General features: G+C 69.7%; 12 protein-coding genes. 5 read left to right on the top strand and 7 right to left on the bottom strand.

Going from position 1 to position 14,110, the window contains the following annotated elements; translation table 11 throughout:
* The 4 genes from ABT294_RS48660 to ABT294_RS48645 form a co-directional block, all read left to right on the top strand.
* Positions 1–2,253, top strand: a 2,253-nt coding sequence (locus ABT294_RS48660; RefSeq protein WP_350813350.1) for an SDR family NAD(P)-dependent oxidoreductase, incomplete at its 5' end; no start/stop codon positions are given.
* A 72-nt stretch (positions 2,254–2,325) separates the two neighbouring features.
* Entirely contained in the window at positions 2,326–3,663 is a 1,338-nt protein-coding gene (gene ccrA, locus ABT294_RS48655) for a crotonyl-CoA carboxylase/reductase (protein ID WP_350813349.1), read from the top strand.
* Between the two features lie 64 nt (positions 3,664–3,727).
* Positions 3,728–4,492, top strand: a complete 765-nt coding sequence (locus ABT294_RS48650; RefSeq protein WP_350813348.1) for an SDR family NAD(P)-dependent oxidoreductase — start codon at positions 3,728–3,730, stop codon at positions 4,490–4,492.
* A 102-nt stretch (positions 4,493–4,594) separates the two neighbouring features.
* Positions 4,595–5,560, top strand: a complete 966-nt coding sequence (locus tag ABT294_RS48645; protein ID WP_350813347.1) for an alpha/beta hydrolase — start codon at positions 4,595–4,597, stop codon at positions 5,558–5,560.
* 42 nt (positions 5,561–5,602) lie between these two features.
* Here the strand turns inward: ABT294_RS48645 and ABT294_RS48640 are convergent, their stop codons facing one another.
* Positions 5,603–7,126, bottom strand: a complete 1,524-nt coding sequence (locus tag ABT294_RS48640) for an AMP-binding protein (RefSeq protein WP_350813346.1) — start codon at positions 7,124–7,126, stop codon at positions 5,603–5,605.
* 149 nt (positions 7,127–7,275) lie between these two features.
* Between ABT294_RS48640 and ABT294_RS48635 the strand changes: the two genes are divergently transcribed.
* Positions 7,276–7,524 carry a phosphopantetheine-binding protein gene (locus ABT294_RS48635; RefSeq protein ID WP_350813345.1) on the top strand — a complete coding sequence of 83 codons (249 nt, stop codon included), beginning with the start codon at positions 7,276–7,278 and terminating at the stop codon, positions 7,522–7,524.
* Between the two features lie 57 nt (positions 7,525–7,581).
* Here ABT294_RS48635 and ABT294_RS48630 read toward each other — a convergent pair whose 3' ends face one another.
* The 6 genes from ABT294_RS48630 to ABT294_RS48605 all read right to left on the bottom strand — a co-directional run bounded on the left by ABT294_RS48630 (position 7,582) and on the right by ABT294_RS48605 (position 13,768).
* Positions 7,582–8,553 carry an ACP S-malonyltransferase gene (locus tag ABT294_RS48630; RefSeq protein ID WP_350813344.1) on the bottom strand — a complete coding sequence of 324 codons (972 nt, stop codon included), beginning with the start codon at positions 8,551–8,553 and terminating at the stop codon, positions 7,582–7,584.
* On the bottom strand, positions 8,550–9,665 hold the full coding sequence (locus ABT294_RS48625) for a DegT/DnrJ/EryC1/StrS family aminotransferase (protein ID WP_350813343.1): 1,116 nt from the start codon (positions 9,663–9,665) through the stop codon (positions 8,550–8,552). The genes ABT294_RS48630 and ABT294_RS48625 overlap by 4 nt, the downstream gene beginning before the upstream one ends.
* A gap of 31 nt (positions 9,666–9,696) precedes the next feature.
* On the bottom strand, positions 9,697–10,308 hold the full coding sequence (gene rfbC, locus ABT294_RS48620) for a dTDP-4-dehydrorhamnose 3,5-epimerase (protein WP_350813342.1): 612 nt from the start codon (positions 10,306–10,308) through the stop codon (positions 9,697–9,699).
* A gap of 33 nt (positions 10,309–10,341) precedes the next feature.
* Positions 10,342–11,202: a 3-hydroxybutyryl-CoA dehydrogenase gene (locus ABT294_RS48615; protein ID WP_350813341.1), complete on the bottom strand. Its 861-nt coding sequence runs from the start codon at positions 11,200–11,202 to the stop codon at positions 10,342–10,344.
* A complete protein-coding gene (locus ABT294_RS48610) occupies positions 11,202–12,221 on the bottom strand; it encodes a 3-oxoacyl-ACP synthase III family protein (RefSeq protein ID WP_350813340.1) in 1,020 nt (339 codons plus the stop codon). Before ABT294_RS48610 ends, ABT294_RS48615 begins: the two co-directional genes overlap by 1 nt.
* Positions 12,222–12,346: 125 nt before the next feature.
* A complete protein-coding gene (locus ABT294_RS48605) occupies positions 12,347–13,768 on the bottom strand; it encodes an acyl-CoA carboxylase subunit beta (protein WP_350813353.1) in 1,422 nt (473 codons plus the stop codon).
* Positions 13,769–14,110: the final 342 nt, after the last annotated feature.

Raw genomic sequence — 14,110 nt, 5'->3', positions numbered from 1 at the left:
GGCACCCCCATCACCTGGACCAACCTCTTCACCAACACCAACGCCAAAACCACCAACCTCCCCACCTACCCCTTCCAACACCACCACTACTGGCTGGAACCGGACAGGCCCGGATCGGCCGCCGGGGACGGCGAGTTCTGGAAGGCTCTGGAGTCCGAGGAGACGGAGGCCCTGGCTACCCGGTTGAACGTGGACGCCGACGCTCTGAGAACCGTCCTTCCCGCCCTGTCGTCTCTGCGGGACGAGGAGCGCAAGCGGTCCAAGCTCGACGACTGGCGTTACAGGTTGGTGTGGCGCGGAGTGACCGTGCCCACCGCGGGGAGCACCGGCGACACGACGTGGCTGGTGCCCGTGCCCGCCGCGGCCAGGGACACGCAGATCGTCCGCGACATCCTGGACGGCCTCGCCGCACAGGGCGTACGGGTGCATCCGCTCGTGGTCGACGACGAGGACCGCGTGGCGCTCACGGCAGCGCTACGATCCGCGATCGCGGATGCCGAGACCGCCGTGCCCGGCGTGTCAGGCGTGCTGTGCCTGCTGCCGCTCGACGACGAGCCGCACAAGGAGCACCCGACGTTGTCCAGAGGCGGCGCGGCGACCGTCGCGTTGGTGCAGGCGCTGGCCGACGCGGAAGTGCGCGCTCCCCTGTGGCTGGCCACGTCCGGTGCGGTCGCGGTCGATGAGGGCGCGGAATCCGTCAACCCGTTCCAGACCTCTGTCTGGGGCCTCGGCGCGGTTCTCGCGGTGGACCACCCGGACACGTGGGGCGGGATCGTCGACCTTCCTCTCTCCCCCGGCGCCGAGGACGTCGCGCTGCTCCACGGTGTGCTCGAGGGCACGAGCGGCGAGGACCAGGTGGCGATCCGCTCGGGCGGCGTGCGCGCGCGGCGCATGGTGCGGTCGCCGAACGGCGGAGCGGATCCGGCGCGGACCTGGAAGCCGCGCGGAACGGTGCTGGTCACCGGCGGAACCAGTGGGGTCGGAGCGAACGTCGCCCGGTGGCTCGCCCGGGAGGGCGCCGAGCACCTGGTGCTGGTGAGCCGGAGCGGCCGCGGCGCAGAGGGCGTCGCGGACCTCGAGGCGGAGCTGAGTGGGCTGGGTGCCGCGGTCACGGTCGCCGGCTGTGACGTCACCGACCGCGCGGCGGTACGGGACCTCTTGGAGTCGCTCTCCGACCACCCGCCGCTGACGGCGGTGATGCACGCGGCCGGGGTCGGGCATGACGACGTGCTCCTGGCGGACACCACGGTGGAGGAGTTCGACGGCTTCGGACGGTCCAAGGTCCTCGGGGCGATCAACCTGGATGAGCTCCTGGGTGACCGGCCGCTGGAGGCGTTCATGATGTTCTCCTCCGGCGCGGCCGTGTGGGGATCGAGCGGGCAGGCGCCCTACGCCGCCGCCAACGCGTTCCTTGACGGGTTGGCGCAGCGCCGGCGGATCCGCGGGCTCGCCGGCTCCTCGATCGCCTGGGGCGGTTGGGGCGGCGGCGGGATGATGGACGGCGCCGGTGAGCAGCTGGGCAGGAGCGGCCTGAGACCGATGGCGCCCGACGCCGCGGCGATGGCCATCGGACAGCTGGTGGGCAGCGGTGAAGGTCACCTGGTGGTCACCGACATCGACTGGGAGCGCTTCGCACCCGCCTTCGCGCTGGCGCGGCCGCGCCCTCTGGTGAGCGCCGTTCCCGAGTTCACGCGAGCGCTCACCGACTCGGCGGTCTCCGAGGACGACGGCAACGGTGCGGCGTTCGCGGCGCAGCTGGCAGACCTGCCCCCGGCCGAGCGGGAGCGCATGGTGGTGTCCCTTGTGCGCTCCGAGGCCGCGGCGGTGCTCGGGCACACGTCGGACGACCCGGTCCAGCCGGACCGGGCGTTCAACGAGCTCGGGTTCGACTCGCTGACCGCGGTGGAGCTCCGCAACCGGCTGGGCCGGGCCACCGGGCTGAAGCTTCCGGCCACGCTGGTCTTCGACTACCCCACCTCGGTGGCGCTCGCCCGGTTCGTGCTGGACCGGCTCGCGCCTGGGGCGCCGTCCGCGTCCGTCTCCCTGTTCGCCCAGCTGGACGAGGTGGAGCGACTGCTACGGGAGCAGCCCCTGTCCGCCGGGGACCGGTTCCAGATCAGCGAGCGGTTCCGGGCCATCCTGCACGCGGCCGACGGCGTGAACGGCGCAGCGGAGCAGGCCGAGCGGGACCTCGACGACCTTTCCGACGAGGAGCTCTTCGCCGCGCTGGACGACCAGCTCGGCACGTCCTGACCCGGCGGGCCGTGCGGCCCCCCGCGTACGGCCCCTTACTCCAACCGCTCGAACTCCCGCCAAGGAGAATCGATGAAGGAAATCAGAGACTTCCTCCTGTCCGAGGAATACGACGCCAAGCAGCTCGGGCACCTCCCGATCCCGGAGAGCTACCGCGGCGCGGTCGTGCTCCAGGACGACGTCGAGATGTTCGCCGGCATCCCCGTCCAGAACCGCGATCCCGCGAAGTCGCTGACCCTGTGCGATGTCCCCACGCCTGAGCCCGGCCCCGGCGAGGCGCTCGTCGCGGTGATGGCGAGCAGCGTCAACTACAACACCGTGTGGAGCGCCATCTTCGAGCCGATGCCCACGTTCGGTTTCCTGAGGCGCTACGCCAAGGCGGTCCCCTCTGCCGGGATCCACGATCAGCCTTTCCACGTGCTCGGCTCGGACATGTCCGGCGTCGTGCTGAAGACCGGTCCCGGCGTCCATCGCTGGCAGGTCGGTGACAAGGTCGTGGCGCACTGCCTGTCGGTCGAGCTCTCCTCGGCGGACGGCCACGACGACAGCATGCTCGACCCCGACCAGCGCATCTGGGGATACGAGACCAATTACGGCGGGCTGGCGCAGCTCAGCCTGGTCAAGGCGAACCAGCTCATGCCCAAGCCCGCCCATCTGACGTGGGAGGAGTCGGCGGCCTCCGGCCTGGTGCACTCGACGGCCTACCGCCAGCTCATCTCGCGCAACGGGGCGCAGATCAAGGTCGGCGACGTGGTGCTCATCTGGGGCGCCGCGGGCGGACTCGGCTCGTACGCCACCCAGCTCGCCCTGCGCGCCGGGGCGATCCCGGTGTGCGTCGTGTCCAACGAGCGCAAGGCGAATCTGGTCCGCGCCCAGGGTGCGGAGCTGGTCATCGATCGGGCAGAGGAGGGGTACCGGTTCTGGAAGGACCCGGAGACTCCCGACCCCACGGAGTGGAAGCGCTTCGGGGCGAGGATCAGGGAGCTGACCGGCGGCGACGACCCCGATGTGGTGTTCGAGCACCCGGGCCGGGAGACGATGGGCGCGAGCGTGTACGTGGCCCGGCGCGGCGGGACCATCGTCACCTGCGCCTCCACCTCCGGCTACCAGCACCAGTACGACAACCGCTACCTGTGGATGGCGTTGAAGCGGATCGTCGGCACCCACTTCGCGAACTACCGGGAGGCTTGGGAGGCGAACCGGCTCATCGCCAAGGGGGCGGTCCACCCCACCCTGTCCGCCGTCTACGGCCTCGACGAAGTCGGGGTGGCGGCCCGTCGCGTCCACGCGAACGCCCACAGCGGAAAGGTCGGTGTGCTGTGCCTGGCACCGAGTCCCGGCCTCGGCGTCGACGACCCGGAGTTCCGCGCACGCCATATCGACCAGATCAACCGGTTCCGCGAAGACTGAGCGCTCCTACATGGAGAGCCCTCGCGGTTGAACGTACGAATACCGGTCCGGCGAAGGATGGGACATGGCTGCTGGTCTGACTTCCAAGGTCGTGGTGATCACAGGGGGAACCTCCGGCATCGGGAGGGCCGTCGTGGAGCGGGTGGCCGCCGACGGAGCCGCCGTGGTGCTCGCGGCGCGGCGCCCGGACGTCGGTGCTCAGGTGGCGGCGGACGTCAACGCGAAGGGCGGCCGGGCGCTGTTCGTCGCGGCCGATGTCACGGTGGAGGCCGACGCCGAACGTGTGGTGCGGGCGGCGGTGACGGAGTTCGGCCGGCTGGACGGCGCGTTCAACAACGTCGGCGGTGTGCACGGGACAGGGATGCTGCCCGCGGTCGACGAAGCGCACTGGCGGGCGGACCTGGAGCAGAACCTCACCAGTGTCTTCTACGGCCTCAAGCACCAGATCCCGGCGATCGCGGCCTCCGGCGGAGGCGGCTCGATCGTGACCAACGCCTCCACCTACGGCTGTGCGGGGATACCGGGCGCGGCGCCGTACGTGGCGGCCAAGCACGGCGTGGTCGGGCTGACCCGGGCCGCCGCGTTGGAGAACGCCGATCAGGGCATTCGGGTCAACGCGCTGGTCACCGGCAATGTCGACACTCCCCTGTTCCGCAACCTGCTGGGGGTGCCGCTGGACGGGCCGCTGGAGGCCCAGGCACCCAACCCTTCTGGACGCGCGGCCCGACCGGAGGAGATCGCCGCGTTCGTCGCGTTTCTCCTCAGCGACGAAGCGGCCTTCATCACCGGCGCGGCACTGGCCATCGACGGCGGCGCCACCGCGCAGTGACCGTCGCCGACCACCCCTCGCGGGGCGCCACCCGTACGGATCCGCCCAGCGGCGGCCATTCGGCGGATGACCCGGCGCCGCCGCGGCACGGAGGATGATCTCATGCGCTACAACCTCGATCCAGAGCTCGCACCGTGGGCGTCGATGATTCCCGACGTCGAACTCTCTCAGGTGATCAACCGGGAGATCACCCTCACCCCGGAGGAGGAGCGGGCCTTCCACGCGAAACTCCCGCACTACACGCCTGAGCACCCCGTGAACATCGATGATCGGGAGATCCCCGGCCCGGAGGGTGCACCACCGGTGAAGGTACGCGTCTACCTGCCGTCCGCCGCGCAACGGCCCATGCCGGCGCTCCTCTATCTGCATGGGGGCGGATTCGTCACCTCCGACTTAGCGGTCTTCGACGCCCGGTGCATGGAGATCGCCGACAGGATCGGCGCGGTCGTCGTGTCAGTCGACTACCGGCTCGCCCCCGAGACCCCGTTCCCGGGGGCGCTGGAGGACACGTACGCGTCCCTGACGTGGTTGCACTCCGTGGCCGGGCAGCTCGGCGTCGACGGCGAGCGGATCGCGATCGGCGGTGACAGCGCCGGCGGGAACCTCACCGCGGCGGTCTGCCTGCTCACCCGCGACCGCGGCGGCCCGAAGGTGTGCTTCCAGTTCCTGGACGTGCCGGTACTCGATGATCGGATGACGACGAAGTCGATGCGGGAGTTCGTCGACGCTCCCGGGTGGAACGGCCGGAACAACGCGGCCATGTGGCGGTACTACCTCAAGGACGGGCCCACTCCGGGAGGCCCGGACGTGTCCCCCTACGCGGCGCCGATGCGGGCCGACGACCTCACCGGCCTGCCCCCGGCGCTGGTGGTGGTGTGCGAGTTCGACCCGCTGCGAGACGAGGGCATCGAGTACGCCCAGCGGCTCACGCACGCGGGGGTGGCGACGGAGCTCGTCCTGTACCCGGGGACGTTCCACGGCGCGTCCGTGATCGCGCACGCCGAGATCGCGAAGAAGATGCGCGAGGACATGATCTTCTCTCTGCGTCGCGGGATGCGGCGGCGCTGAGTCCCAGTCACCGCGCTCCCCCGGAGGGCCGCGGACCGGGGCTCACTCCCCCGTTCCGGCAGCCAGCTCCGCGGCCTGGTCCCGCAGCCCGGACCTGTCGATTTTCCTGTTGGGGTTCAACGGCAGCTCGTCCATGTGGTGGTAGTGCCGGGGAATGATGCCTGGCGGCAACGTTCTGCGGAGCTGGGCGGCGAAGCGGGCCGGCGGCGAGGGAATCCCGGTGTAGAACACGACCAGTGCGGTGGCGCCGTCGGCCGTGGTGCTCACCGTCACCGCGTCCTCGACGCCCTCGCAGCCGCGTACGGCATGGTCGATCTCGGCCAGTTCGACGCGCCAGCCCTGAACCTGGACCTGCGCGTCGCGCCGGCCGAGGTAGACCAGTTCCCCGTTGGCCGCGCGCCGGATCCGGTCGCCGGTGTTGTACCAGGTGCGCCCGTCGCGCTCGACGAACCGGCCGTGGTCGTCGTTCGGGTCGAGGTATCCAGGGGTGGTCTGCGGGCCGGCGATCCACAGTTCGCCCTCGGTGCCGGCCGGCCGTCCCTCGTCGTCGAGCAGCAGGTGGTCGTGGCCCTCGTTGACGAACCCGATCGGCGACAGGCCGTTGACGCACAAACCGGGCGAGCTCTCCTGGGACCAGCGGTGAGCGGCGATGGTGATCGTCAGCTCGGTCGGCCCGTACAGGTTCTCCAGGATCGAGCCGGGCGCGGCCCGCTGCCAGTCGGTGGCGTCCCCGCACTTCAGCGCCTCTCCCGCGAAGAAGCTCCAGCGCAGGGCCGGCAGGGCGGCCTCACCCAGACCACCGGTCCTGCGCACCATCGAGATCGCGCTCGGGGTGGAGAACCACACGGTGATGCCCTGCTCCGCCAGGAACCGTGGCAGGTTCCGGTAGGCGAGCGGCGGCACGGCCACGGAGGTGGCGCCGGCTCCCCAGGCGCAGAACAGGTCGAACATGGCGCAGTCGAAGGTCAGGTCGAAGGTCTGGGAGAAGACGTCGTCACTGGTGAAGTCGTACCGCTCGACCAGGAACCGGAAATAGTGACCGGTGTTGCCATGAGTAATGGGCACTCCCTTGGGGATCCCGGTGGAGCCCGAGGTGAACAACACATAAGCGATGTCACCCGCCTCGACCTGCTCGGGCCGCGACAGGGCGTGCCCCGGGTCGATCGGGTCGACACCGGGCGCGAGAACGAAGACGTCGACGCCTTCACCGCGCAATTCTGCGGCGATTTTCCGGCCGCGTTCGTCGACGATGAGCGCGGACACCCCGGCGGCCTCGATCATCTGCCTGGTGCGCGCGGCCGGAAAGTCCGGCTGCAGCGGCACGACGGTCACTCCAGCGAAGAGGCCGGCGAGGATCCCGACGTAGGAGACGGTGCCCTTGGCGGCGAGCACCCCTACCGCGGTGGGTGACGTGCGCAGCAGCGCGCCGCCCCAGAGCAGCGCCAGCCGGTGGACCTGCTCGTAGGTCGCGGTGTCCGCGCCGGCCCGGAACGCCGCCCTGCCGGGCGACTTCGCCAGACCGCGCAGAAAATATTCATAGAGGGCCGGATTGGATTCTCCGGTCATTCTTCCTCCTCGCCGATCCGGGCCAAGAATATGTTTGTCAAATTCCTTTGAAGAGTCTGTGGACATCGGAGTCGCCGCGCTATAGCGTCATTTGCAATAGCGACTCCGATGCGCCGGTAGAATTAAAAACGAGAAGGGATCAGAGCGGCATGTGGGATAATCGTTTCGAAGAAATCCTCCGCGGGCATCTGCATTTTCTGCCCGACGACGAGAAACTCCAGGAGGACATCAATCTGATGGACTTCGGCCTGGACTCGCTCGGCATCGTGCAACTGCTGGCCGCTCTGGAGGACGCGTACGGGGTGCGCTTCAGGGACGAGGCGCTGACCCTGGAGACCTTCCAGACCCCTGCCGTGTTGTGGAAGACGTTGGCCAGGATCTCCGAGACGGACGGCTGACCACCCGGCCCTCGACGAGGCCACGCGCTGCCCTTGTGAGCCGTGGCCTCGTCGCATCTAGGCCACCCGAGCCGGGCGCGGCATCATCGCCACTCTCGGGTTCACCGGTGTCACCGCGAAATTCTCCCTGGTGACCGCCACCCGGCCGAACAGGCTGTCAGGACCGGAGACGCACACCTTGGCGACCTCCAGCCGCCGCAGCGTGGCCACCACCTCCGGCCACCGGAGAGGCCGGACGAAGCCGTCGAGCAGCATCGTCCGCACGCCGTCACCGGTGGTGAGCAGAGCGCCGTCGTGGTCGTCCACCACCGGCAGCCTGGGGTCGGCGAACCGGAGGCCGCGGAAGACCTCCTCCTCCGCCCTCCGCCGCAGCGGCTGGAACGCGGCCGAGTGCATCGGGGGGCGCATCGTGTACAGGGGGAGCCCGCCGATCGCCCGTACCCGCTGCTGCAGCCACTCCACCTGCCGCTCCGCCAGGGAGAGCATGTAGAAGTCGTGGTCGATGTAGCAGGAGATGTCGTACCACTCGCCGCGCTCGTCCAGCTCGGTCAGCACGTCCCGAAGTCCGGGCTCCGGGGTGCGCACGAAGGAGTGGGTGACGATGTCCTTGTGCTCGTGGTCGAAGTAGTCGTCCGTGCAGCGGGCCAGTTCCGCCGTCATGCGTACGGCGTCCTCGAAGGACAGGGCGCCCGAGTACGCCGCGGCCGCCTTTCCGCCGAAGCTGGGGCCGACGCATATCGACGGCTCCACGCCCAGGGTCCGCTCGGCCCACTCGGCCAGAGCCACGCAGTTCACCATGAACGCCACCTGGGCGGCCTCGCTGTAGTCGCTCTCGGACCGCTGGAAGTGCTCCACCAGCGAGTAGCCGAGGACGTCGTCGGCGACGGCGATCAACCGTCGCGCCGAGGGGTCGCCCCGCATGAACTCGGCGACGTCGGAGAACGGGACGGGGCCCATCCCGGGGAAGACGATCGCGGTGCCGTCCGTTGCGCCGGTCTCCATGTCACCTTCCCGGATCGACGGGCTCACCAGCCCTCCTTGATGGTGTCCACGATGTGGGCGCGCTGCTCGTCGGTGACCCACCAGCCCACGGGCACGCACACCACGCGCTTGGCGACCCGGTCGAGTCCGGGGAGCAGAGCGGCGTACTCGCGCACGCACGTGTGCAGGTCGTTCCGCTCGTGGACGTTGCTGGCCATGATCCCGGCCTCGTCCATGCGTTTCAGGAACCCGTCCCGGTCGTCCACCTTCATCGGGTAGATCCAGAAGGAGGACCGGCGGTCACCGGCCCGTTCGGTCAGCTCCAGCCCGGGCACACCGGCCAGTTCCCGGTCGTAGAAGGCGGCGTTGTCGCGGTGCCTGGCCAGCGCTTCATCCGCCTTCGCCAGGTTGGCCAGCCCGATCGAGGCGTTGATGTCGGTCATGTGGAACTTGAAGCCCCACTCCGGTACGTCGGGCGGGTTGCGGAGCCGATCCGCGGTGCGGTCGATGCCGAACCAGCGCAGCAGTCTGGCCCGCTGGTAGAGCTCGTCGGTGGGCAGCGCGAGCGCGCCGCCGTCGCCTGTGGTGAGGTGTTTGATCGCCTGGAAGCTGAACACGGAGATGTTGCCGTGCGTGCCGATCCGCCTGTCGCGATAGGTGGCGCCCCAGGCGTGCGCGCAGTCCTCGATCACCGGGATCCGGAAGCCGAACGTGGCCTCGGCCTCGTCCACGATCGTGCTGAGCCGGTCGAGATCCACCGGATATCCGGCGAAGTGCACGACCATGATGGCGCGGGTCCGGGGTGTGATCTTTCTGGCCAGGTCGTCGAGGTCGACGTTGAGGGTGGCCGGGTCGACGTCCACCCACCTGATCCGCAGCCGGTTCGCCAGGATCGCCCAGTTGGTGGCCTCCATGGTCAGCGGCGTGGACAGCACCTCGCCGTCATCGTCGTCGTCGTCGCCGGCGACCATGCGCAGCGCGAGCTGGAGTCCGGAGGTGGCGCTGTTGACCGTGGCCATCCTCGGGTTGCCGATCCTTGCGGCGAGAGCCTCCTCGAACTCGACGACCTTGGCGCCCTGACCGATCTGGCCGCTCCCGACCACCTGGGCGACCGCGGCAGGCGCCTCGTCGGACATCGGCACCTTGAACAACGGGATCATGGCTGTGCTCCTTGCCTGTCCTGGACCGTCGTCACCCGACGAGGGCGGGGGCGTCGAGTTCGGCGTAGCGGGCCTGGCATGCGGAGTAGGTCGGCAGCAGCCCGAGCTTCTCGGCGTCCCGAAGCGACGGGGCGACGCGGTCGTTCTCCGACAACAGCGGTTCACGCGCAGCCGGCCAGGGCAGGCCGAGCTCCGGGTCCAGAGGGTCGATCTGGATCGCCGTATCGGGAGACCAGGTGCTGGAGCACAGGTACACGACCGTGGCCACGTCCGTCAGCGGGGCGAACCCGTGCGCGAGCCCTTCGGCCAGGTACAGGGCGTGGCGGTTGTCCGCGCTCAGCTCGACCGCGACGTGCTCGCCGTAGGTGGGCGAGCCGACCCGGATGTCGACCAGGATGTCGATGATTGCGCCCACCGGGCAGGTCATGTAGCGGGCCTGGCCCGGCAGCGCGTTGGCGTGCAGGCCACGGATGGTCCCCTTGCGGGACACGGAGCAGTTGACCTGGGCGACCGAGAGCGGATGGCCGACCGCTTCCTGGAACGCCGGCTGGCTGAACGCCTCGAGGAACAGGCCCCTGTCGTCGTGGAAGACGTTGGGTTCGACCAGAAACGAGCCGTCCACCTTGAGCTGGTGGATCTGCATGTCCGAAACCTTTCTGTGATATCCGCCCGGCGGCTACGCGTAGTCGTAGAAGCCTCGGCCGGTCTTCTTGCCCAGGAGGCCGCCCTCGACCATGCGCAGCAGGAGCGGCGGGGGCGTGTAGAGCGGCTCCTTGAACTCCTCGTACAGGGCCTCCGCGATCGAGGCCACCGTGTCCAGGCCGATCAGGTCGGCCAGCTTCAGCGGGCCCATCGGGTGGGAGCAGCCCAGCACCATCCCCTTGTCGATGACGTCGGCGGGGGCGAACCCGCTCTCCACCATCCGCACGGCCGACAGGAGAAAGGGGATGAGCAGCGCATTGACCACGAAACCCGCGCGGTCCGGCGACCGGATCACCTGTTTCCCGAGCGTCTCGGCGACGAACGACTCCGCACGCACGTACGTCTCATCCGCCGTCAGCAACGACCCGATGAGCTCCACCAGAGGGAGCGCGGGCACCGGGTTGAAGAAGTGAACTCCGATGACCTGACCAGGCCGGCTGGTGGCCCGTGCCAGCCTGATGATCGGGATGGACGACGTGTTCGACGCGAGGATCGCGTCCGGGTCGTCCAGGATCTTGTCCAGCGCGCCCAGCACCTCAAGCTTGATCGACTCGCTCTCCGGGACGGACTCGAAGACGATCTGCCGGTCGGCCAGCTCGCTGAGATCCGTGACGAAGGACACGCGCGCCAGCGCCGTGTCCCGCTCGGCCTCGGTGATCGTGGCTTTGCGCAGGCCCCGGTCGAGCCACGCGACCAAGCGCCGCCGCGCCGGCGCGAGGGACGCCTCCGTGGACACGGCGACGAGCACGTCGAGACCGGCGCGGGCGCACGCCTCCGCTATGCCCGAGCCCATGACGCCGCACCCGACGACGCCGACCTTGCGGATCACGCTCATCACGCCTCCCGTGACACCGGCACCGTCGGCGCCGACCAGTGAAGTAGGCACGCCCCGATGGACATGCCGCCGCCGAACCCGGCGAGCAGGACGAGGTCGCCGTCCTTGACGAGGCCCGACCGGTTGGCCTCGTCGAGCGCCACGGGCACCGAGGCGCTGCCGACGTTGCCGTACCGCTCCAGCGTCCGTGGGGTGCGGGCACCGCTCAGGCCGGAGCGTTGGATCAGCTCGGTGAGCAGGACCCCGTTCGCCTGATGCGGCACGAAGACGTCGACCTGATGCGGCCCGAACCCCGCACGGCCCAGCAAGCCCCGCAGTACGTGCGGCACGTGCTCCATCACGTAGTTCGTGACCCCGCGACCGTCCATGCGGAAGTAGTGATCGCCGGCCGCCACCGTCTCATGGGAGGCCGGAAGCCTGCTGCCCCCGGCCCTGACCCTGATGAGCTGACTGGCCGCGCCATCGCTGGACAGGTCGAAGCCGATGATCCCGGACCGCTCCGGCACCGGTCCGACGACGGCCGCGCCGGCGCCGTCCCCGAAGAGCACGGCCGTCCGGCGGTCGGTGACGTCGAGGATCCGCGAGTACACGTCCGCGCCCACCACCAGCGCGCAGGTGTCGGGACGGAGCATGACGAGGCTGTGCGCCAGCGCCAGCCCGTACACGAACCCGCTGCACACGACGTTGATGTCGAAGCAGGCGGCGCCGTGCCCCCCGAGCGAGTCCTGGACCAGATAGGAGGTGGGCGGCTGGGGGGAGTCACCGGTCGACGTGGCCACGATGATGTAGCCGATCTGGCTGACGTCGACGCGGGCCTGGCTCAGCGCGTTTCTGGCGGCCCGGACGGCGAGGTCGGAGGTGGCCTCGTCGGGCGCGGCATAGCGGCGGGAAGAGATCTGGGTCTTCCGCTGGATCCACTCCGCGGTGACGCCGGCCTTCGCCGCCACCTCCTCGTTGGCGACCTCTTCCTTGGGCAGATAGGAACCGGTTCCCAGGATTCCCGTGGATTGCTTGGCCACTGCCAGTACGCTCCAATCGCACCGACTCGCCACTCTTCGCGAGCCGCTCGCGCCGCGTCCGTAGCACCGCGCCGGATGTCAGGTGACGTAGGGGATTCGGCCGGTGACCAGGTCACCGCGTGCGGTCAGAGTGGGATGTTCCCGTGGCCGCCGCGGCGCGCAGGCGACGCTGCCAGGGCCTCGGCGATCCGCTGGCGGGTGTGCGCGGGCTCGACCACCTCGTCGACGACGCCCAGTGCGAGTGCCCGGCCTACTCCGCCCACCGTCTGGATGTGATCGCGGACGAGGCCCAGCCGCAACGCCTCGCGGTCCTCGTCGGGGGCGGCGGCGAGCCTCTTGCGGTGCAGGATCCCCACTGCCGCGTCCGCGCTCATCACCGCGACCTCCGCCTGGGGCCAGGCGAACACCGCCGTCGCCCCGAGAGAGCGGGAGTTCATCGCGATGTACGCACCGCCGTAGGACTTGCGTGTGACGAGGGTGACCCGGGGGACGACGGCTTCGGCGAACGCGTGCAGAAGCTTGGCGCCGCGCCGGATCACGCCGTCCCACTCCTGATCGACGCCGGGCAGGTAACCGGGAACGTCGACGATCACGACCAGCGGGATGCCGAGCGCGTCGCACATACGGACGAACCGCGAGGCCTTCTCGGCGCTGAGCGCGTCCAGGCAGCCGCCCTTGCGCAGGGGGTTGCTGGCGACGACGCCGACAGTCCGTCCGGCGAGCCGGCCGAGGCCGGTGACGATGTTGGCCGCCCAGTGCGGCTGCATCTCCTCGAACGCGCGGCCGTCGAGGAGCTCGCGTACCAAGGGCCGCACGTCGTAGGCGCGGCGCGGGTTCTCCGGCAGCAGCGCCCCCAGGTCGCCGCCGTCGTGCACCGACTCCAGGTCGAAGGAGTCCGGGCCGGTGAAGAGCTCGGTGAACCGCCGTGCCTTCTGGTACGCGTCCGCCTCGGATTCGACCACCACGTGGGCCACTCCCGATTTGCGGCCGTGTGCGGCGGGGCCGCCGAGGGATTTCATGTCGACCTGCTCGCCGGTGACGGCGCGCACGACGTCGGGGCCGGTGACGAACATCCGGCCGGAGGACGACATGATCACGACATCGGTCAGCGCGGGCCCGTAGGCGGCGGCTCCCGCGGCCGGTCCGAGCACGACCGATATCTGGGGCACCCGGCCGGACGCCCGGGTCATCGCGCGGAACACCCTCCCGACGCCGTCCATCGACTCGACGCCGTCGGCCAGTCTGGCCCCGCCGGAATGCCACAGGCCGATCACGGGAACGCCCTCGCGCACGGCCGTGTCGATGGCGGCCACGATCCACCGGCAGCCCTCCGCTCCCATCGCACCGCCCATGTTGAGGGCGTCGGTGCAGAAGGCGACCACGTCCTTTCCCGCGACGCGCCCCCGCACGGCGGACACTCCGCTGGCGTCCTCGTCGTGCAACGGCACAACGGAGCCGACGTCCAACAGGCGGGCCAGGCGGACGGCCGGTTCACGATAACTTCGCTCGCGGTCCTCCTGAACGGCAGGAGAGCCGGTGGAGCTGATAGTCAGCAACGTCGCCCGTCCTCAAAAGGATTGGATTTCGAAAAGGATTTCTCTTCGCGCACGCTCACTACCTCCACAAGCCTGGGCACGGTTGCGACCGACCGTTAAGGGTTTTTCGATCTCGCCGTTCGGGATGTCCCCGATTTCCGCCGGGCTCATCAGCACGAAACGCTACATGGGCTCAACTCCAGCACCAACCCTTATCGCCACCCCTACCGGGATTTGCCGCACGCTGCCGGAGGTCGTCCCGCAGGCCCCTACACAGCCCCTAAATGTGAGTTGCGGACGGGTGTCACAGGCTTATTCCGCCGCCAGTCCCCCTAAATATTCCGAATTGGCTGG

This window comes from Nonomuraea sp. NPDC000554, from assembly GCF_040300065.1.
Lineage (GTDB): Bacteria > Actinomycetota > Actinomycetes > Streptosporangiales > Streptosporangiaceae > Nonomuraea.
Note: the sequence above shows the minus strand (reverse complement) of the source record. Positions and strands in the feature narration are given on the sequence as shown.